This window comes from Psychrobacter pocilloporae, from assembly GCF_029872915.1.
Lineage (GTDB): Bacteria > Pseudomonadota > Gammaproteobacteria > Pseudomonadales > Moraxellaceae > Psychrobacter > Psychrobacter pacificensis.
Genome location: NZ_PGFT01000001.1, coordinates 2,268,178 through 2,287,435 on the forward strand (window position 1 = coordinate 2,268,178; position 19,258 = coordinate 2,287,435).

A 19,258-nucleotide genomic window follows, 5' to 3' on the forward strand; every position below is an offset into this window, starting at 1 on the left:
CAAGACCATCTTTCACTAGCATGGTCTATTGCTTATACACGCCTAGCCTTATTGGTAAAAATCGACCATGCCTTCAAGGCTAATTGGACGAATTTTATGCGCTTGACCAGCGGAACCAAACGCTTCAAAACGATTGGTGCAGATGCCTGACATCGCGACCATAGACGCTTTGAAGTATTTACGTGGATCGAATTCGCTTGGATTATTTGCCAAGAACTCACGGATAGCACCTGTTGATGCTAGACGCAGATCGGTATCAATATTTACTTTACGCACACCATGCTTGATCGCTTCTACGATCTGCTCAACCGGTACACCATACGTTTCGCCAATATCACCGCCGTTTTCATTGATGACTTTTAGCCATTCTTGCGGCACTGATGAAGAGCCATGCATGACAAGATGGGTGTTAGGGATACGGGCATGAATCTCTTTTACACGCTCAATCGACAAAATATCGCCTGTCGGTGGACGCGTGAATTTGTAAGCACCGTGACTCGTACCGATAGCAATCGCTAGCGCGTCAACATTGGTGTCTTTTACAAATTGCTCAGCTTCATCAGCACTGGTCAAAAGCTGCTCGTGATCTAATACGCCTTCTGCGCCAGAGCCATCTTCTTCGCCTGCCATACCGGTCTCAAGGCTACCTAGGCAACCGATTTCGCCTTCTACAGAGACACCGCACGCATGTGCCATTTTGACCACTTCACGAGTGACGCTGGCATTGTAATCATAATCCATTGGCGTTTTGCCATCTTCACCAAGTGAGCCGTCCATCATAACTGATGAGAAACCAAGCTGAATCGAGCGCTGGCAGATAGCTGGTGACATACCGTGATCTTGATGCATCACCACTGGAATATGTGGCCATTCTTCGATAGCAGCGATAATCAAATGACGTAAAAATGCCGACCCTGCATAGTTACGTGCGCCCGCACTGGCTTGAACAATAACAGGTGAATCACAAGCATCCGCAGCCATCATGATTGCGCGCATTTGCTCTAAGTTATTGACGTTAAAGGCAGGAACACCGTAGTTGTGTTCAGCGGCATGATCTAGAAGTTGACGTAAGGATATTAGGGCCATAAGACGCTCTCTGATTGGATTTTGAATAGTATTTTAAATGCAGCTTTGTAACAATCATTCCGCTATCTGCTCGACCATACTGACTGTATAGTCAATCCTAAATAAAACAGATACATTATATATCAAGGTGGAACTGGTCTAAATTGTCCTTGCGTGCTGTGCCTACGCTGCTCGATGCTGCGAGAAATTTATCCCAGTCCCACTGTATCGCTTTTATACTGAATTAACTATATATATCAGTCAAAGTCTGACTCATTTGGGATATGATTATCACGCGGTGATTATAGCAAAAATTGTGCTGTCTTCGTAGCAGTTGCCTGACTATTTGTCAGTCTAATCAGTCTCTTTCTCTCATTGATGTCTACGACAACTGAACCATTTTATCTATCATACTCATAGCACAGGACGCAAAAAGCCTTGGCAATCACCAAGGCTTTTCTAGTATTTCGAGGCTTATAGAGCAATGACTATGGTAATGAATGACTTATAATAGTATCCAAAAAGTCAGTCATTTAATTGCTTAGTTATGGCGTAGCTTAGTACTGTTGCTCTGCATCAACTGCAACATCGTTAGCACCATCAGCAACAGCATTGGCACCATCGGCAACTGCTTCAGCAGTATTTTCGACCGCTGTATTAGTACCTTCAGCGATAGCATCACCAGTGTTCTCTAGAGCGTCTGTTGCAGCTGCACCAGCAGTGTCTGCACTTTCAGCAACTTCAGCACCAGCGTTTTGAGCAGCAGCTTCAGCTTCAGCAGCAGCAGCGTCTACCTCGGCAGCAGCAGCATCAGCGTTTGCAGCAGCATCATCGCCAGCTGACTCAACAGCAGCTTCAGTGTTCTCTTCTGTTTGTTGGCTACATGCAGTAACTGCAAAAGTACCAGCAAGTATGCTAGCAAGTAACAAATGACGTTTTAACATAATAAACCTCTCGTAAATAATGCATGTCAAGATACATGGTCGCGCTATTTTATAGAGTGCGAATGAGACATGCAATAATAATTTTCAGTGTAGAAACAAATAATTACTGCTTAATAATCAATGACTATAAATTTTAGCTATACCAATATAAACAAGCCAAATGAAAGTCAAAATATTATTTTCACAGACTACCTTAGATGTTTACTGTTAGTTGTACGTCTAGTGTTACGAAAATACTGAGTAACGTTAATTAGTTAAGCGTTAATTTGTAATGCAGCAACTGCTGGAAGCACTTTACCTTCTACAAATTCTAAAAATGCACCGCCGCCCGTTGACATATAACTGACGCCATCAGCGACTTGATATTTATCAATAGCCGCCAAGGTATCACCACCACCCGCAATTGAAAAACCGTCGCTGTCTCTGACAGCTGTTGCTAGTATTTGTGTCCCTTGACCAAAAGCATCAACTTCAAAAACACCGACTGGACCATTCCACAAGATGGTTTTTGCATGAATAATAGCATCGGCAAGTTCCTTCGCGCTTTCTGGCGCGATATCCAATATCATGTCGTTATCACCAATAGCATCAACAGACTTGATTGTCGCAACTGCCTTTTGCAATGAACCAGTAAAGTCAGCAAAATCGATGTCGTCTTTATCAGCAACAACCACATACTCAGGTAGTAGTATCTCAGTCTTGGTCATGATATCGCGCGCAGTATCGATTAAATCTGCTTCGTATAGCGACGCGCCCACACTATGCCCTTGCGCCGCTAAGAAAGTATTGGCAATACCGCCACCAACGATAATTTGTGTACAGACTTCAGCTAAGCTATGTAGCACTTCTAACTTGGTAGACACTTTTGAGCCGCCAACGATGGCAAGCATAGGCAGAGCTGGTGTTTCAAGCGCCAGGCTCAAGGCATCAAGCTCAGCTGCCAACAAAGGCCCTGCACAAACAGTTTTTTCTGCTTGACGCATCGCTTGCGTCACGCCTTCTGTTGATGCTTGCGCACGGTGCGCGGTACCAAAGGCATCCATAACAAAGACATCACATAAATCCGCGTACTTCTTCGCTAACGTCGCATCGTTTTTCTTTTCACCATCGTTAAAGCGCACATTCTCTAGCAATACGACTTCGCCAGGTTTTACAGCAGCGCCTTGAGTCAAGTAATCATTATTCAGGCGCACTGGTGACGCTAATTGCGAGCCCAATTTGTCTGTCAAATAATCAGCAACTGGTGCCAATGAATAAATAGACTCAGGATTGCCTTCTGTTGGGCGTCCCAGATGTGAACAAACAATAACAGCAGCACCCTTCTCTAGCGCCATCTCAATAGTAGGTAGACTTGCTTGTAAGCGAGCATCACTGGTGACTTTACCGTCTTTAATAGGGACATTTAAATCTTCTCGAATCAATACCACTTTATCGGTTAAGTTCAGCTCGCTCATACGCAAAAAATTCATTACCTGCTCCTATGCATCAATATATCTATTAATTTACGATTACTATCATGATTGATATGACTGATAATTTTTTAACTATCATTTACTATATCTGCTCTAACAATGAGCCTCATTAGACTGCACACTTGTATCTTTCTCTGTCTTTATCACTGAGCATTCATACTAATTATCAAACTAAGTTACTGGAACCGATAAGTGAGTAGAAATCAGTGGCGGTGTATTCTATCAGTTTTCTATGAGATGCTCACAAGCAAACTTTCACGATTTTTAAAAACATGAAAATATTGAGTGAGTAATTTTACTCCAGCATTGATAGGAAACGGTTGTAACTGCTAGCTTTGAACTCATTCAATAAACAGTAACATTTCGTGGTGGTACTCAGCAGTCAGGCTCTTTATGATAGAAGCGTTGACAATAACAATAACTTTTTAGGGGAACACAATGAGTATCGACTTAGACACTGCAAAGCAAAATCTATTAAAACTAAAAGATGAGTACGAGTCTCGCATTGACAAAATCGAAGATCATATCCAAAACCCACAAGATGATCTCAATGAGCACTGGGAAGATCAGGCTATATCCTATCGTCAAAATGATATGCGCAAAAATTTAATGAGCGAGGCACATCAGAGCCTAATCTATGTCGAAAATGCCTTAAGTCGTATCGAAAATGGTACTTATGGCGAGTGCGAGGTTTGCGGTAAACCGATTGAAGAGCAACGTTTAGAAGCGCTGCCCTACGCTACTTTGTGTATGGAACATGCTGAATAGCTAATAAATTTCATCTAGAACACATTTTATACAGCAGGTGTCTTCCATTTAGAAAGTGCCTGCTGCCATTGATAGCAACGCTCGGCGATTTTTTCTACAGGCAAATCCATAATATCGCCTACTAGTGCCACAAGCGCAATTGGTATGCCTGCCAGCTCTGAAATATTTTCTACAGTTAATCCGCCTATCACACATATAGGTATGTCTTGTTGACAGCCTTCAATCAACTTCTGACGCGAGATAATATCAGCATTCGGTTTTGTGGTAGAGGTAAATATGGCACCCATCGCAGCGTAGCTTGCACCATCATCCTTTGCCTCTTTGACTAATTCAATATTCCCATGGCAAGTTCGACCAATTATTTGAGTCGATTCAAGAGACTGCAAAGCATCACCAATTTTGCCATCTCCTTGCCCAAGGTGTACACCAATACCAAGCTTGGCTGCTATTGCAATATCATCATTCATAACGACTGGAACGTCATGTGCTTTGGCCAGCTTAACAATCTGTTTGGCTTCTTCATAAAGCGTTATATGACCATCTGGTAGACTAAGTGTTTGCTTGCGCCGAATCTGCAACAATGCGATTAGCCCTGTTGATAAGGCGACATCTAACTTTTGATACAACAATTCAAATTCATCATCATTGGTCAGCAAATATAGCTTGGGTATCGCAGATGAGGTTGATGACTGTTTCATAAGGCAGATCCTTAATCTTAAACTCAACACAATAAAAAGGCTGTTATATGGTATAACAGCCTTTTTTACATATTTAAAACAGCGCGTCTATACGGTACGACGTGTCGCCAAGCTGTTTAGAATGTTTTTAGCATCGCCCCAACGTGTTGCTGAGCTGTTTGCCCCTAGGATGACGATAATTGCAGGGCGATTATTGACTCGCGTTTCCATCACAACACAGCGCCCAGCTTCGTTAATAAAACCTGTTTTTGAGATACCGATTGGGTAATCACCTGCACGAACCAAGCTACTAGTGTTGTTGGCTTTATAAGTGCGATTACCACTTGAGTAGTTTGAAACAAAGAAGTCATAGCTCTTGGTGGTAGAGAAGCGACGAATCACATCGTAGTTGCCAGCAGCACGAACCATTTTTACCAAATCATTCGATGAAGCAACGTTACGCTTATCAAGACCCGTTGGATCACCGAAAAACGCAGTAGTCATACCTAGATCTTGTGCTTTTCTGTTCATCGCACGGATAAAGGCATTGTAGCCGCCTGGATAGTTACGTGCCAAGCTCTTTGCGGCTGGGTTTTCAGACTTCATCAAAGCCATCAATAGCAACTCGGCACGGTTTAAACGATCACCTGATTTTAGGCGTGAGCTGGCGCGCTTAGGCCCTACAAAGTCTTCTGGATCAAGCGTGATTTCTTCACGCATATCGAGACCTGCATCTAGCACAACCATGGCTGTCATTATTTTAGTAATACTGGCCATAGGACGCGCGATGTCAGCGTCTTTTTCGTAGATAGATTCGCCCGTTTCAGCATCAATCACCGCGACACTGCGCGAGGCTGTACTGATTGGGATCATATCACTGCTACCAAATGCGCCGCGATAAGTCGTATTGTATCGAGCGGTATTGTTACTGCTAGCAAAACTGCTGCTGTTTGTGATATTGGTCGTACCATAGCCGTTGTCGACTTTTTTGATAGCAGAGCCATGAGACTTGTACATGATGTTACGCGCTTCAGACAAGCTATCAGCACCGCCCCAACTCAAGCGTGCACTAGAAGCTGTCTCAGTGCTACCATTAATTGTAAGTGCGGCTTGTGCAACACTGCCCAAACTCAATGAAATCATAGCAGCGATCAATTGCTGTTTGGTTAATAGTAGTTGCTTCATTATGCCTCCTGCTGTCGCTATCACGCCAGTTACATACTGCCTGACGCCAAGAACGTACGTAGCGTTTATAGATGTGTTTGTAAGTACTCACATAGAGATTTTGTATTTTTAGTGTATCATGGTTTACATTTAAGTTTAATCTATCAAACTGATTTAACGGTTTTTTTTAGCTTCATTCAAACTTTGATACAACTGATTTATATTTTAGAAACACTGATTAACAATACAGCAATATAACTTAACTTAGAATGTTATGATTCTTTGTACTTTATTATATTAAATGAAGATATTGATACAGCATATTGGCCGTATCCTGTGTATTTAAAATAAAAAAACTGCATTTAGAATCAAAAAACGGCTTATGTTAACGTTGTTTTTTGTGTTATTTAATCGTTGTAAAAACATTCATTCTGACAAACGATAAAGAGTATGGTTATGATTAAAGTGTTGGTGGTCGATGATCATGATTTAGTACGGATGGGTATTAGCCGTATGTTGTCAGACAGCCCCGATATCGAAGTAGTGGGGGAAGCAGATAGTGGTGATATGGCAATCAAGCAGGCCAAGCAGTTACGTCCTGACGTGGTATTGCTAGATGTCAACATGCCTAATATTGGTGGTCTTGAAGCAACCAAACGCTTGATTCAGCTCGATATGGGTATCAAGATTTTAGCTGTTAGTAGTATGTCTGCACAGCCCTACCCCTCAATGCTCATCAAAGCTGGTGTAAATGGTTATATCACAAAAGGTACGCCACTTGATGAGATGATACGCGCGGTCAAAAAAATCTATCAAGGTGGTCGCTATTTTAGCCAAGACGTTGCTGAACAATTGGCGGACGTCTTATTGTCTGATAATGCCAGCTCGCCTTTTGATTTGTTAAGTGATAGAGAAAAGCAAGTGGCTATGATGGTGGTCAATTGCCAAAGCCCGCAGCAGATTGCTGACCAATTATTTGTCAGCGTCAAAACCATCAATACGTATCGCTATCGTATTTATGAAAAAGTTGGCGTTGATAGTGATGTAAAATTAACGCATTTGGCCATTCGCCATGGTTTGATTCAACCATAAGTTGCTTAGTATCTCCTTTGTCATCATGGTCAATTTATGAAACCTGCCACCACCATCATTTCTGCCATCAGTCGCTATTTACACCACGATGATACACTTCCTTTGCCGCAGCTGCGCAGACTAGGCATTATTTATAGCAGTTATCGTTTTGTCGTCAGTATATTTTCTATGCTGATGGTATATATATCTGCACGCGCCGGTGATAGCGCCTCTCTCCCTAGTTTTTTACAGCAAACAGCCCTGAGCTTTTATGTGATGCTGAGCTTGATTTTGCTCGGGCTGTTTTACGTTGTCACAAAGCAGATGCGCCGACAGTTAGCGTTTGGGCTCGTATTAGACGTTATTATATTAAGTTTATTGCTGTATACAGCAGGTGAGCCGGACTTACAACTGACCATGCTCTATATGGTCGTTGTCGCCGCTAGCTTTATGCTATTGCATGGTTCACAAGCGCTAGTTATTACTTTGTTGGCTATTATTTTTGTTATCTATCAGCAGTTTTTTTATGCCATTGCCAATAGTATGAATTTGGCAAATTTGGGTGATGCTTTGTTGATGTCAGCAAGCTTCTTGGCAGTAGGGGGGTTGAGTTGGTCTATCTCACAACGTTTGGTACAGCTTGAGAAAGTTGCACAAAGTCATGCCAAAGAGGTTGAACGACTCAATGTCATCAATCAAGAAGTCATTACACAAATGGTCAATGGTGTGATTGTCATCGATAAACAGAATATCGTCCTTGCAAATCTTGCGGCTCACCAACTGCTCAGTATCACACAAGATTCATCATTGCCTGCATCTAGCACTTCAACCGATATAAAAGAAATGAGAGGCGATACGCCTCATGCCATTCTATCTAACTTTAAACAACAACTTAACAAACAGCATTCTCAGCTACTCCAAGCTTGCTTGTCAGTGGCAACAGGTCAGTCGCGTACGTTTACGTACGATGTGCCTGAGGTGGCAAACGCTTCGATATTTGGTAAGCTACGCGTACAAATCATCCCGCTAAAAGATGATAGCAAATTAATCCTATTGGAAGACTTACGCCGTGAGCAGGCCAGCGCCCAACAATTAAAACTGGCGTCGTTAGGACAACTCACTGCCAGTATTGCTCATGAAATTAGAAATCCTCTAGCCGCCATCTCACAAGCCAGCCAACTACTGATGGAAGACTTGACCGAAATTGAGGCAAATGCATCAAATGTCAACATGACAGGCAATCATGAGCTCTATGAAATGATATTTTCACAAACCAAACGCGTCAACCGTATTATTGAAGATATTTTAAAACTGTCTCGCCAGCAAGCGGCCTCTCAGCAAGCCATTGTTTTGGCTGAGTGGATGCCAGTATTTTTGGATAACTATTTTCAAGGGCACGACATTTTTCTGCATGTAAAAACCCAACCAACCATATCATTTGATCCTCATCAGTTAGAACAAATTTTGATTAATTTGATCAACAATGGCTTGCGTTATAGCAGCTATAGCCATCCTCACGCTTACGTAGAAATCGAGATTTACTGTGCAGACAGCGATGTTATAATTGACATATTGGATGATGGTGATGGTATTAAAACTGAGGATTTAAAACATTTGTTTAATCCATTTTTTACGACAGACAAAGCTGGCACGGGCTTGGGACTATATTTATCGCAAGCCTTTTGTGAAGCCAATCAGGCACGTTTGCTCTATATTCCTGAACATGAAAAAACGTGTTTTCGTTTTATTTCGCCTGCTATTGACTCTGAAAAAATCTTGCAAGCCGTGGAAGAAAATCTTTATTAATCCCAGTCATAAATCAAAATACTACTTAATCACAAATGTTTGAACATTACCTATTGGTAGCTAATAGCCACCGTACATGATTGATTTACAATTTTTTTTGTAAAAGAAGTTTACCCCTATTTAGACCTAGCTATTAATACTTTGCAGCCATTGAATTTGACGAGATAATGTATGACAACAAGCGCGCTAGTCGTTGATGACGAAGTGGATCTATGCCGATTGATGCAAATCACTTTGACTAAAATGGGCATCAAAATTGATGTGGCCTATACTTTGGCGCAAGCAAGATCATACTGGCAAGACAATACTTATGATTTTTGCCTCACTGACTTGAAACTACCTGACGGCTCAGGGTTGGAGCTGGTCAAAGAAATCAGCAACAGCTCGAATACACCGATAGCCGTCATCACTGCTCATGGAAGTATGGATCTGGCCATTGAAGCACTGAAGCTTGGTGCTTTTGACTTTGTCAATAAACCACTTGAGCTACCAAGATTACGTCAATTGGTAGAAAACGCTCTAAAGGTTATTCATCAGGATAATGGGGCACAAGCCACGCCTGAATCCTCACCTGAGCAAAAGATGCTGGACGCTAGGCTAATCGGTGATTCTGCGGTCATGCACCCTCTTAAAAACACCATATTAAAATTGGCACGCTCACAAGCGCCTGTTTTTTTATTTGGTGCGTCTGGTACAGGTAAAGAGGTCGTCGCTAGACTGATTCATGATTTAAGTCCGCGACGAGATGGCAGCTTTGTACCAGTGAACTGCGGTGCAATACCTTCTGAGCTGATGGAGTCAGAGTTTTTTGGTCATAAAAAAGGCAGTTTTACAGGGGCTGTGGCTGACAAGCAGGGATTGTTTCAGCAAGCCAATGGCGGTACTTTATTTTTAGATGAGGTGGCAGACTTACCATTAGCGATGCAGGTGAAGCTGTTGCGTGCTATTCAAGAAAAGACCGTGAGGGCCATTGGTGACACCAAAGAAGTACCAGTAGACATCCGCATTTTATCCGCTACTCATAAAGATTTGAGCCGCTTGGTACAGGATGGCGCATTTCGACAAGATTTGTATTATCGTATCAATGTGATTGAGCTTAAGCTACCGACATTGAATGATCGACGTGATGACATCCCTGTATTAGCAGAGCATTTTTTAGCCATGATTTCTGCTGAGTGGCAGCTAGAAATACCCCCATCTCTCACGCGTGAAGCCAGCGAACGTTTGCAGCGTCATGACTTTGCCGGTAACGTTCGTGAACTACGTAATTTACTTGAGCGTGCGGTGACGTTGGCGGAAACTTCGGACATTGATATCAGTCATTTAGGCCTACCTGATGTTAGTCACGACCTTAAAGATACGCAAGCTCACAGCAATGCGCAACAATCTAACCATTACGCAAATGAGCAAAACCAATCTCAACCAACTACCCAAACAATGTCTAAAGCAATAGAAAACCGTGAACAGACTCTTCAATCTGACAGTGAGATAACGCCTGTAAAGCACAAGCAAGAAACAACCAACTTGCACCCTTATCGTACTAATACCCAACACTACCCTTCAATGATACAGCGCTCAGTGCCCAATAATACAGAACCATCAACCAGCTCAAGTGATACGAATGAGAAAGTACCCCTCCATCGTCCTATTCAACCAAAAGAGAATGAGACTACAAGCCTGCAAGAACCGCTTGATGGTCAATTGCCAGCCCAAGGGTTGGAGCATTATCTACAGGAACAAGAAAAGCAATTAATCATCACAGCCCTCAAACAAACTGGCTGGAACAAAACCCAAGCAGCAGAACTACTTGGGACGACTTTTCGCTCATTACGTTATCGTATGAAAAAGTTAGAAATTGCAGAAGATCAATCTGAGTAAGTCTTCTATCGGGCCATTAGATATTTATTTCAGAGATTCAATGGCTGCCTGACGGTATATTGTTAAATCTATCAACAATATACTAATTTGCAGTAGTCTTTCGAATGAAGCGTATGCCAGAATCGAGCGCGCGGGGTTTTAATAAATCCAGTGCCTGCTGCTCCCATGAGCTCTCACTTCCTGACAAAGTAATGTCAGGCTCAACGCCGATGACATCGATCTGCCTGCCTGATGCTGTCATATAGTTAGCTACTGTCAACTTGACTGCTTGCTCGTCATTGAGTGGTATGACTGACTGTACTGAGCCTTTACCATAGCTTACTTCACCGATGATAGTAGCGCGTTTTTGTGCCTGTAAACTACTGGCCAAAACCTCTGCCGCTGATGCCGAGTAGCGATTTTGTAGAACAACCATAGGTAGAGACTTAAGTATCGCATCCCCTTGGGTGGTTAGTACGCGCGATTTGTCTTGACGTGCTTGTACTTGTACCACATCGGTATCATTCATAAATAAACTGGCAACGCTCACCGCCGATGTAAGAACACCGCCCGGATTGTCACGCAAATCAAGTAAAATACCTGAGATAGGTGCATCTAAATTAATCAAACCTTCCAACAGCTTTTCACGGCTATTGTTCTGGAATGCAGGTAGTTTAACAATCGCAATGCCATCGACGAGTTTTGTCTCGACAATTTGAGGGTGACTGTTATTCCGCTGCAATGTCGTCGTGTGCTTGCGGCGACCCGCTTTAGAAGTGATGATATCTACTTGGGTACCAGCAATCCCTGTTAATAGCTGCTCAACGTCATTACTTTGCCGATTTTCGTCAAGTTTGAATTCACCAACTTGGTGTAAATAATCGCCCACTGCGATGCCTTTTTTATCTGCAGGCGAATCATCAATAACTTCTGTGATGATCCAATAGCCTACCTCTGGCTCATAAGTAACTTGGATACCGATATCACCTACGTCCCCTTCGGTAAAAGCGCGTAGGTTTTCATAGGCCTCCGCATCCAAAAACTCAGCATGGCTATCGAGCTTAGTTAGCATACCGCTCATTGCATTATTAAATAACTCCTCATCATTGACCGCGTCAACATACTGACGGCGCACTAAATCAACAACAGCAACAAAGGTCTTTAATGTCTCAGGAGAAATTGCATTCAATGATACTTGCGCAACCTCTGATGGAATACTGGTATCGATATTATCATCATCGTCCATTACCGCACTTTCGTCTGGCATACTGTCTATTGAGTCATCTGATTCGTCGGCAGCATTCAGCATCTCAGTATCATCTTCAGCCACTATATCATCGGCATTCAAACTGATAAGCTGTAGGCTTGATGTCGGACTAGCATCACCGACTGAGGTCACTGCTGCTTGCGCGTCTATACTGACAACACACAATCCAAGCAAACCTATTGCTAGACTGGGCTTAAAGCCTATAAACTTGAAGTATACGGGTTTGGACATAATGGTCGCTAGCGACGACTTCATCATTCGTTGGTCTAATTGTTTAGACAAAGATGCGCACACAAAAGAGATAGGATGCATAAAAAACTCATTTAAATAATAGAATGTATAAAGTTATTGTTATGTATTACCGTATAAGTTAACACCAAAGGCCTCTCTCAAACTAGGGCAGTTTTGCAAATCGTCAAGCAAAATCCATCATAAAAAAAGGGAAAGGTAATAGCTACCCTTCCCTTTTCTGGTTTATATCATTCAGCTAACGAGCCATGTCTTTACAGATTATCCGATGTACGGATAATCTGAGACAACTGGCTTAAGATGCTGAAACCAATAAACTCTCACCAGTCATTTCGGTGGGTGCATCAACATTCATTAGTGCCAAAATAGTCGGTGCCACATCACTGAGCTTACCGCCACGACGTACCTGTAGTTTTTGTGTGCCTACGTAAATCAGCGGTACATGCTCTGTCGTATGCTGAGTATGTACTTGACCACTTTCGTAGTCTTGCATTTGCTCACAGTTACCGTGATCAGCTGTGATCAGCATATCGCCGCCAGCCGCTTTTACTGCCGACTCGATACGGCCCACACAGACATCCAACGCTTCGACCGCCTTTACCGCAGCATCAAAAACCCCTGTATGACCTACCATATCTCCATTGGCATAATTGACAACGAGCACATCATATTGGCCAGATTCAATCGCTTCTACTAATTTATCCGTCACTTCAGGCGCGCTCATCTCAGGCTTCAAGTCATAAGTGGCAACATCTGGAGAAGGTACTAGGATACGCGTTTCGCCATCATACTCTTCTTCACGGCCACCACTAAAGAAAAACGTCACATGCGCATACTTCTCAGTTTCTGCGATACGTAGTTGGGTTTTACCTTGATCCTGCAGATACTCTCCCAAGGTATTGGCCAAAGACGTTGGATAGTAAGCGATGCTGGTTTTTGGATTATCCGCCAATACATCAGAATACTTGGTCAACATCACAAAGGCGGCAAGTTTTGGCTGCTTTTGACGGGCAAAACCTGAAAACTCATGATCAGGTAAAACAAAGGCTTGGGCAAGCTCGCGAGCACGGTCGGCACGGAAGTTCATAAAGATCAGCGCATCATTGTCTTCGACGGTATAAGGCACCTCATCACGTCCGATGACAGTCGTCGGGCTGATAAATTCGTCAGTCTCACGTGCCTTATAAGCCGCTTGGACAGCACCGTCCGCACGTGTCGAAAAGCGATCTGCCTTACCTTCAGTGATCAGCTCATAAGCTTTTTGTACGCGATCCCAGCGGTTGTCTCGGTCCATTGCATAGTAGCGACCGATGATGCTGGCAATCTGTACGCGCCCGCCTTCATAATGAGCATTAAGCTTATCAATGTAATCGCGCAAACGATTGATATATTTATCCGCAGATTTGGGCGGGGTATCGCGGCCATCTAAGAAACAATGGATAAAGACGTTTTTGGCACCATGAACCAATGCTGAATGGCACATACCCTCGATATGGTCTTGATGTGAGTGAACACCGCCGTCTGAGAGCAGACCCATAATATGTACGTTACCGCCAAGCTCATTGGCCGCTTTTACTGCGTCAACCAATGCTTCGTTTTTGTAGAATTCGCGATTGGCAAGCTCATTTGAGATGCGAGTCGAGTCTTGATAAAGAACACGGCCAGCACCCAAATTCATGTGGCCAACTTCTGAGTTACCAAACTGACCATCTGGCAGACCTACATCTTCTCCTGAAGCAGAAATCAGTCCATGAGGGTATTTTTGGTAAATCCTATCTAGATTTGGCATATTTGCCGCAGCAATGGCGTTATCTTTATCTTCTTCACGATGACCGAAGCCGTCTAATATCATTAAGACATGCGGCGTTTTTTTATTCTGTGCGCCGTCTTCTTGCTTACTGCTGAGCTGCTGCGCCTGATTGTCGCCAATAGATTCTGATGCTTGCTGGGTACTGGTCATATATTACCGCTCCTCGAGTGAATGAACGCCTTCAATGCTATGTTAGGGTATGGAAAGCCCTATATATTAACACATATCTTAAAATAGCTGAAAAACTGACAATATTTTACTAATGAGCAGTCCTTTTACATAGTTATCTAGAGTACGACATATATCGCCTATACCAATCGTCAATACTGCGTATCAATCTGTAAATCCTACTTGCAATCATTCATCTCATTGGTTAAGATGAATCTATTCTGAAGTGTTGGCTAGTAGATGTTTATTCCCTGAGCCGATAATGCTTTACCAGGATGTGGTACCTATCGTCTCATTGTGTATGCCTGCACCGCTTGCGGTGTATCAGGAAACCTGCAGAGAGGATGACGCATCCGCCCTGAACTTCACGGTTCATGGGTCACCATCTTACAGCGGCACTTCGGTTGTTTTATTCGGCTAATCAATATATTAACGATGATTAACATATTGGCAACCACTAAAAAGCCCCTTTCGTTAATGACGGAAGGGGCTTTTTCTATGCCTAATGAATGACTAAATCACTGTTACTCGTCATTAGCAGATTTGGTAATTTTTTTCACATCTTTAGGGATGTTTTTGGCCGTACCATCAACAGTCGTATGCTGTTTGAATACGTCACCAAATGGGTTTTGCTGTTGTTGACCAAATGGATTTTGGCCGCCCATTTGACCACCCATCTGTTTTGCCATCATTTCCATCATTTTTTGCTGATTGTTCATGACATAGTTATTGGCAAAGTCCTTGAGTTTCTTTTGTACTGGTGGCAAGATCACGAGTAGCGCGAGCACATCACTCAGCACACCTGGAATAAGTAGCAAGATACCAGCGACTGCCATGGCAATGCTCTTAATCATGGTGGACTCTGGTGGACGCATTGCAGGATTCATCATACCACCTGCTTTCATCTGCTGAGCCATTGGATTCAAAGAAGCCATACCTTTGCGTATAAGAGAAATACCGATCACTGCTGCGACAATAAACCACATGAATACCCACCAGCCGCTCATAAACTGAGCAAGCAAATACCACAGTAGCATCTCGATAATAAACCAAACGATGGCTATACCAACTATCTGACCCATAAAGTGTCGTCCTATAAAATAAAAACCAATAAATTGAGCGCCATGCAAATTAAAATGGCTAACATATGATGTATATGGGGATTGGTTGCTATACTATCAAACTTACGGCTGATTTTTAAGCCATAAAACAAAATGTAAGCAAGACGGAATACTATGGCAATTATTATCGGGATCGACCCAGGGTCACGCATGACGGGTTATGGAATAGTCCAGCAGACGGGTGATAAGCTCACTTATATCGATGCAGGCACGATTCGCACAGATACCAAAGAGATGCCTGAACGCCTCAAGCGTATTTTTAATGGATTGACCCGCATTACGCAGCATCACTTAAAATACACTGACGAGCCTATCTATACGGCGATTGAACAAGTCTTTATGGCAGAAAACCCTGATTCTGCACTCAAGCTTGGGCAAGCACGAGGCGCGGCTATTGCAGCGATGGTCGCCTTGGATTTAGAAGTATCAGAGTATACTGCTCGGCAGATCAAACAAGCGGTGTGCGGCTATGGTGCTGCTGCTAAAGAGCAAGTGCAGGAGATGGTTTGCCGCATACTACAGTTAGAAGTCGTACCACAGCAGGATGCAGCCGATGGTCTTGCTTGTGCTATTTGTCATGCGCACTCAAGCCATTCTATGAATAAAATACTACTTAATAGCTCTATGCGAGGACGCGGTGGCTCTAAGAAAAAGGGTCGTTGGCGTTTGACCGAAGAAGATTTGGGTAACTTGCGTTAAAGATAGGCGTTAAAGCAGACAAGCTTTAAAACCAATAAGCATTAAAATAGTGAGACAATAAAAAAACACGCTATTGGATGCGTGTTTTTTTATGAGTACCAGCACTGTCACTTTATCATTTGCAAGACGAAATTATAGCGGACTACTCTACGACTGCACTTTCAATGACAGCGTCGAGTACATATGCATACTTTTCATCATCATTATCATTTTCTGTTGTCTCATCTGACTCTATTAATTCGTTAGTCTCTAATCGGTAGCGCTGCAATCGTAATACTTCTTCGTGCATACCGTCATGCTGGTATCCATCTATTTCTCCCGCAAATACTCTCCACTTCCCTTCACGAACTTTGACACCTTGGTCGTTGTAAGTGACGGGCCTAACTTGGAGACACTGCTTTTCACCGTTCATATCACAATTGACTTCTTTGGCATTCACTGCCCAAAATACCGTCTCGCCCTTACTGTTGTATTTCGCTTGAGGTGTGAGTCTGCCATTCCATACCAAAGTGACATTATCGTTGGTAAACTGAGTCAATACTGGGCTGTCACTTTGCTCTATTTTTAACTCACTATTTCCTAGCATCAATGCATACAATTTATTTTCTGCCATATCGAGTTCGCTACAGGAGATTTTGGTGCTCATTCCTTCCTCGATACTCAATGTATGTCCTTGCAGCTGATAAGCAGCGCTTATTGTATTACAACCGACACTATAGATAAGTGTTTCTGGATTAAATACCAGAGTCCCCTGACCATCGATATCTGTAAGCTCACTTATAGGCTGCTCATTGGCATCCGTTGCACTAACCAAGCTCCAACGATGACGAGACAAAGTATTCATCAGCTTTTCTTCGGGAGTAAATGTCGTCGAGCCAGATTCAGTAGTTGCTGAGTTGGTATCTGAGGCCCTATCCTCAATCGCTAATGAGTCTACTTTTTCACCAGTATTGGAGATACCTGATCCTTCATTGTCGTGAGCCGTGTTTTCTTTTTGACAAGCGCTCAGCGTCAAGCTCACCGCCACTATAATGGGCAATAAAAACGTTGTCAGTGCTGATTTTTTGGCTCTACCTACCATATTACGAACCTCTTAGTAAGCGTATATCAGTTTTCTCGATTACTTATTTCTATATACTTGCTGGTCTTGCATCTTTTGAAGAAACATTTAATTAACTGTTCTGGAATATCGTTATTATAATCACGTTAAATTAACCACTATAGACCGAGCATTATTAGCTTATGTAATAAAATGTTGATTTTTATTATGTTTGAAATTCTTTTATTATTTTGCTATCTAATGTCATCAATTTCATGGACAAAAAAAGGATAACTAATACATATTAGCTATCCCCGATATTATCTTTAATGAGCAAGCATCTAAAAGTAACAAAACTTGCGATGTATCTCTTTATCTAATCATTGATTTCTGCAGGCTTAGCTTTAGCCATGTTTTTGATGCTGAAGCGCTCATTCATCATTTGATAAAAACGGGCTAGGTTTTTGCCTTGCTCATTAGGATCAACCTTGAGCACTTTACCAAAATCTAAACCCAAATAGAGCACGATGTCAGCAAAGCTCAATTGCTCACCCACCAGATACTCATGACCTTCGAGGATTGTCTCAAAATACCCCATGGCTTTGACAGCACGGGCAATTGATGGCGCAACAAATTCTGGCACCTGTTCAACACGCTGGGCTTTGGATGGATGACTGTGCTGAAACGCTAGCATCAAATTATACATCACCTCAAACTCAGCAATACGGCGCATCGAGCACACTTGGGCACGCTGTATCACGTCATTGCCCATAACGGAACGCTCACCATAGACGCGATCCAGATATTCGCAGACCGCCTGTGAGTCATTGAGCACGGTACCGTCGTCTAGTGTTAAGACAGGCACTGTCTGCATCGGATTGATTTCAGTGAACGCTTCTGACATCTGCTCATTTTTGGCAAAATCAATATCAATCACATCAATGTCATCCATATCATCAACATCAATCCCTTTTGATGCCAATAAAATAAGGGCTTTGCGCGGGTTGGGTGCTATACGGGTGACGTATAATTTTTTCATGATGAACTCCTTGTAAGAATGATTGAATAGAAATTTAGCGCTGATACGCTTTATTATGATGGTGGCACTAATGAGCACCCTATCTATTGATACTCCATACCATAGTTATAGCCTACTCTGACCGTCATGGCAAAGGCTTATTATTCATGAGGTAAAAATAGCAAAAGCCCCATAACTTTAAGTCACGGGGCTTTATTTAATCATATTTATGCAACCAGTCCAGTTATTTATTAGGGGCTGGGGTCGTACGTAGGTACGGCTTGATTTCTTTATGACCTTTTGGGTATTTGGCAGCAATATCTTCGTTTTTGACACTTGGTGGAATGATTACGTCATCACCGTCCTTCCAATCTACAGGCGTCGCGATGTTATATTCATCCGATAATTGTAGCGCATCAATAACACGGATAATTTCATCGAAGTTACGACCACAGCTGGCTGGATAGGTCAGAGTCAGACGTACTTTTTTGTTTGGATCAATGATAAACACGCTGCGAACTGTCGCGGTGTTATCAGCATTTGGGTGAATCATATCATACAAATCCGCAACCGTGCGATCAGAGTCTGCAATGATAGGGAATTTCACCGCAGCGCCTTGTGTCTCTTCGATGTCGCTGACCCAGCCTTTGTGATCTTCTAAGCCGTCCACTGACAAAGCAATCGGCTTGACATTGCGTTTTTGGAACTCACCGCCCAATGCAGCGGTGCGGCCAAGCTCAGTGGTACAAACTGGCGTATAGTCAGCAGGATGCGAAAAAAATACCACCCAGCTATCACCCGCCCAATCATAAAAATTAATATCACCCTCTGTGGTGGTTGCATCAAAGTTTGGTGCGGTGTCGCCTAAACGTAAGTGTGCCATACTAAATTCCTTATTTATATGAATGATGAGCGCCGATCTTACTGTCTTATGCGCCCTATTATTATAAACCGATTATTGCAATGTGCGAGACGGTTTGATCATTTGCTTATCCCGTCTAATACATCAATAAAACTCACTTTATAGTACCAAACTGGTTATGAATGTCTTGTGACGGATTGT

At 42.7% G+C, this 19,258-nt stretch carries 16 protein-coding genes and 1 other RNA gene; 6 read left to right on the forward strand and 11 right to left on the reverse strand.

Going from position 1 to position 19,258, the window contains the following annotated elements; all coding sequences use genetic code 11:
• Positions 1 to 48: 48 nt before the first annotated feature.
• The 3 genes from fba to CUR83_RS09670 all read right to left on the reverse strand — a co-directional run bounded on the left by fba (position 49) and on the right by CUR83_RS09670 (position 3,478).
• Positions 49 to 1,086, reverse strand: a complete 1,038-nt coding sequence (gene fba / locus CUR83_RS09660) for a class II fructose-bisphosphate aldolase (RefSeq protein ID WP_212564345.1) — start codon at positions 1,084 to 1,086, stop codon at positions 49 to 51.
• A 536-nt stretch (positions 1,087 to 1,622) separates the two neighbouring features.
• The gene (locus CUR83_RS09665; protein WP_093068760.1) at positions 1,623 to 2,009 is read right to left on the reverse strand and encodes a hypothetical protein; all 387 of its coding nucleotides are present in this window, start codon (positions 2,007 to 2,009) and stop codon (positions 1,623 to 1,625) included.
• Between the two features lie 254 nt (positions 2,010 to 2,263).
• Positions 2,264 to 3,478, reverse strand: a complete 1,215-nt coding sequence (locus CUR83_RS09670; RefSeq protein ID WP_277077454.1) for a phosphoglycerate kinase — start codon at positions 3,476 to 3,478, stop codon at positions 2,264 to 2,266.
• A gap of 441 nt (positions 3,479 to 3,919) precedes the next feature.
• Here CUR83_RS09670 and CUR83_RS09675 point away from each other — a divergent pair, with 441 nt between their 5' ends.
• Positions 3,920 to 4,249, forward strand: a complete 330-nt coding sequence (locus CUR83_RS09675) for a TraR/DksA family transcriptional regulator (protein WP_284719547.1) — start codon at positions 3,920 to 3,922, stop codon at positions 4,247 to 4,249.
• 26 nt (positions 4,250 to 4,275) lie between these two features.
• Here CUR83_RS09675 and CUR83_RS09680 read toward each other — a convergent pair whose 3' ends face one another.
• Positions 4,276 to 4,947, reverse strand: a complete 672-nt coding sequence (locus CUR83_RS09680; protein ID WP_284719548.1) for a thiamine phosphate synthase — start codon at positions 4,945 to 4,947, stop codon at positions 4,276 to 4,278.
• Positions 4,948 to 5,034: 87 nt separating this feature from the next.
• Positions 5,035 to 6,111, reverse strand: a complete 1,077-nt coding sequence (locus CUR83_RS09685) for a serine hydrolase (protein WP_284719549.1) — start codon at positions 6,109 to 6,111, stop codon at positions 5,035 to 5,037.
• Between the two features lie 435 nt (positions 6,112 to 6,546).
• Between CUR83_RS09685 and CUR83_RS09690 the strand changes: the two genes are divergently transcribed.
• The 3 genes from CUR83_RS09690 to CUR83_RS09700 all read left to right on the forward strand — a co-directional run bounded on the left by CUR83_RS09690 (position 6,547) and on the right by CUR83_RS09700 (position 10,845).
• Positions 6,547 to 7,182, forward strand: a complete 636-nt coding sequence (locus CUR83_RS09690; protein WP_058025905.1) for a response regulator — start codon at positions 6,547 to 6,549, stop codon at positions 7,180 to 7,182.
• Between the two features lie 36 nt (positions 7,183 to 7,218).
• Positions 7,219 to 8,967 (forward strand): sensor histidine kinase, encoded by a 1,749-nt coding sequence (locus CUR83_RS09695; RefSeq protein ID WP_284719550.1) that lies wholly within the window; start codon positions 7,219 to 7,221, stop codon positions 8,965 to 8,967.
• Positions 8,968 to 9,138: 171 nt separating this feature from the next.
• Positions 9,139 to 10,845 (forward strand): sigma-54-dependent transcriptional regulator, encoded by a 1,707-nt coding sequence (locus CUR83_RS09700; RefSeq protein WP_284719551.1) that lies wholly within the window; start codon positions 9,139 to 9,141, stop codon positions 10,843 to 10,845.
• 82 nt (positions 10,846 to 10,927) lie between these two features.
• Here CUR83_RS09700 and CUR83_RS09705 read toward each other — a convergent pair whose 3' ends face one another.
• Both CUR83_RS09705 and gpmI read right to left on the reverse strand, forming a co-directional pair.
• Positions 10,928 to 12,133 carry a S41 family peptidase gene (locus CUR83_RS09705; protein WP_425301327.1) on the reverse strand — a complete coding sequence of 402 codons (1,206 nt, stop codon included), beginning with the start codon at positions 12,131 to 12,133 and terminating at the stop codon, positions 10,928 to 10,930.
• Between the two features lie 502 nt (positions 12,134 to 12,635).
• Positions 12,636 to 14,300, reverse strand: coding sequence for a 2,3-bisphosphoglycerate-independent phosphoglycerate mutase (gene gpmI / locus CUR83_RS09710; protein ID WP_093068742.1), 1,665 nt, complete (start codon positions 14,298 to 14,300; stop codon positions 12,636 to 12,638).
• A gap of 233 nt (positions 14,301 to 14,533) precedes the next feature.
• On the opposite strand from gpmI, the gene ssrS reads away from it, so the two are divergent.
• Positions 14,534 to 14,729, forward strand: a non-coding RNA gene (ssrS, locus tag CUR83_RS09715) — 6S RNA.
• A 113-nt stretch (positions 14,730 to 14,842) separates the two neighbouring features.
• Here the strand turns inward: ssrS and CUR83_RS09720 are convergent.
• Positions 14,843 to 15,400 (reverse strand): FxsA family protein, encoded by a 558-nt coding sequence (locus CUR83_RS09720; protein ID WP_284719553.1) that lies wholly within the window; start codon positions 15,398 to 15,400, stop codon positions 14,843 to 14,845.
• 153 nt (positions 15,401 to 15,553) lie between these two features.
• On the opposite strand from CUR83_RS09720, the gene ruvC reads away from it, so the two are divergent.
• Entirely contained in the window at positions 15,554 to 16,138 is a 585-nt protein-coding gene (gene ruvC / locus CUR83_RS09725; RefSeq protein ID WP_093068736.1) for a crossover junction endodeoxyribonuclease RuvC, read from the forward strand.
• A gap of 142 nt (positions 16,139 to 16,280) precedes the next feature.
• On the opposite strand, the gene CUR83_RS09730 is transcribed toward ruvC, so the two are convergent.
• The 3 genes from CUR83_RS09730 to CUR83_RS09740 form a co-directional block, all read right to left on the reverse strand.
• A complete protein-coding gene (locus CUR83_RS09730; protein ID WP_223333048.1) occupies positions 16,281 to 17,219 on the reverse strand; it encodes an META domain-containing protein in 939 nt (312 codons plus the stop codon).
• 334 nt (positions 17,220 to 17,553) lie between these two features.
• Positions 17,554 to 18,216: a glutathione S-transferase family protein gene (locus CUR83_RS09735; RefSeq protein WP_223333049.1), complete on the reverse strand. Its 663-nt coding sequence runs from the start codon at positions 18,214 to 18,216 to the stop codon at positions 17,554 to 17,556.
• A 223-nt stretch (positions 18,217 to 18,439) separates the two neighbouring features.
• Positions 18,440 to 19,078 carry a peroxiredoxin gene (locus CUR83_RS09740; RefSeq protein ID WP_223333050.1) on the reverse strand — a complete coding sequence of 213 codons (639 nt, stop codon included), beginning with the start codon at positions 19,076 to 19,078 and terminating at the stop codon, positions 18,440 to 18,442.
• Positions 19,079 to 19,258 lie beyond the last annotated feature (180 nt).

Excerpts from the sequence above, each read along its gene's own strand:
- fba (WP_212564345.1), bottom strand. The coding sequence starts at position 1,086 with ATGGCCCTAATATCCTTACGTCAACTTCTAGATCATGCCGCTGAACAC.
- CUR83_RS09665 (WP_093068760.1), bottom strand. The coding sequence starts at position 2,009 with ATGTTAAAACGTCATTTGTTACTTGCTAGCATACTTGCTGGTACTTTT.
- CUR83_RS09670 (WP_277077454.1), bottom strand. The coding sequence starts at position 3,478 with ATGAATTTTTTGCGTATGAGCGAGCTGAACTTAACCGATAAAGTGGTA.
- CUR83_RS09675 (WP_284719547.1), top strand. The coding sequence starts at position 3,920 with ATGAGTATCGACTTAGACACTGCAAAGCAAAATCTATTAAAACTAAAA.
- CUR83_RS09680 (WP_284719548.1), bottom strand. The coding sequence starts at position 4,947 with ATGAAACAGTCATCAACCTCATCTGCGATACCCAAGCTATATTTGCTG.
- CUR83_RS09685 (WP_284719549.1), bottom strand. The coding sequence starts at position 6,111 with ATGAAGCAACTACTATTAACCAAACAGCAATTGATCGCTGCTATGATT.
- CUR83_RS09690 (WP_058025905.1), top strand. The coding sequence starts at position 6,547 with ATGATTAAAGTGTTGGTGGTCGATGATCATGATTTAGTACGGATGGGT.
- CUR83_RS09695 (WP_284719550.1), top strand. The coding sequence starts at position 7,219 with ATGAAACCTGCCACCACCATCATTTCTGCCATCAGTCGCTATTTACAC.
- CUR83_RS09700 (WP_284719551.1), top strand. The coding sequence starts at position 9,139 with ATGACAACAAGCGCGCTAGTCGTTGATGACGAAGTGGATCTATGCCGA.
- CUR83_RS09705 (WP_425301327.1), bottom strand. The coding sequence starts at position 12,133 with ATGCTGAATGCTGCCGACGAATCAGATGACTCAATAGACAGTATGCCA.
- gpmI (WP_093068742.1), bottom strand. The coding sequence starts at position 14,300 with ATGACCAGTACCCAGCAAGCATCAGAATCTATTGGCGACAATCAGGCG.
- CUR83_RS09720 (WP_284719553.1), bottom strand. The coding sequence starts at position 15,400 with ATGGGTCAGATAGTTGGTATAGCCATCGTTTGGTTTATTATCGAGATG.
- ruvC (WP_093068736.1), top strand. The coding sequence starts at position 15,554 with ATGGCAATTATTATCGGGATCGACCCAGGGTCACGCATGACGGGTTAT.
- CUR83_RS09730 (WP_223333048.1), bottom strand. The coding sequence starts at position 17,219 with ATGGTAGGTAGAGCCAAAAAATCAGCACTGACAACGTTTTTATTGCCC.
- CUR83_RS09735 (WP_223333049.1), bottom strand. The coding sequence starts at position 18,216 with ATGAAAAAATTATACGTCACCCGTATAGCACCCAACCCGCGCAAAGCC.
- CUR83_RS09740 (WP_223333050.1), bottom strand. The coding sequence starts at position 19,078 with ATGGCACACTTACGTTTAGGCGACACCGCACCAAACTTTGATGCAACC.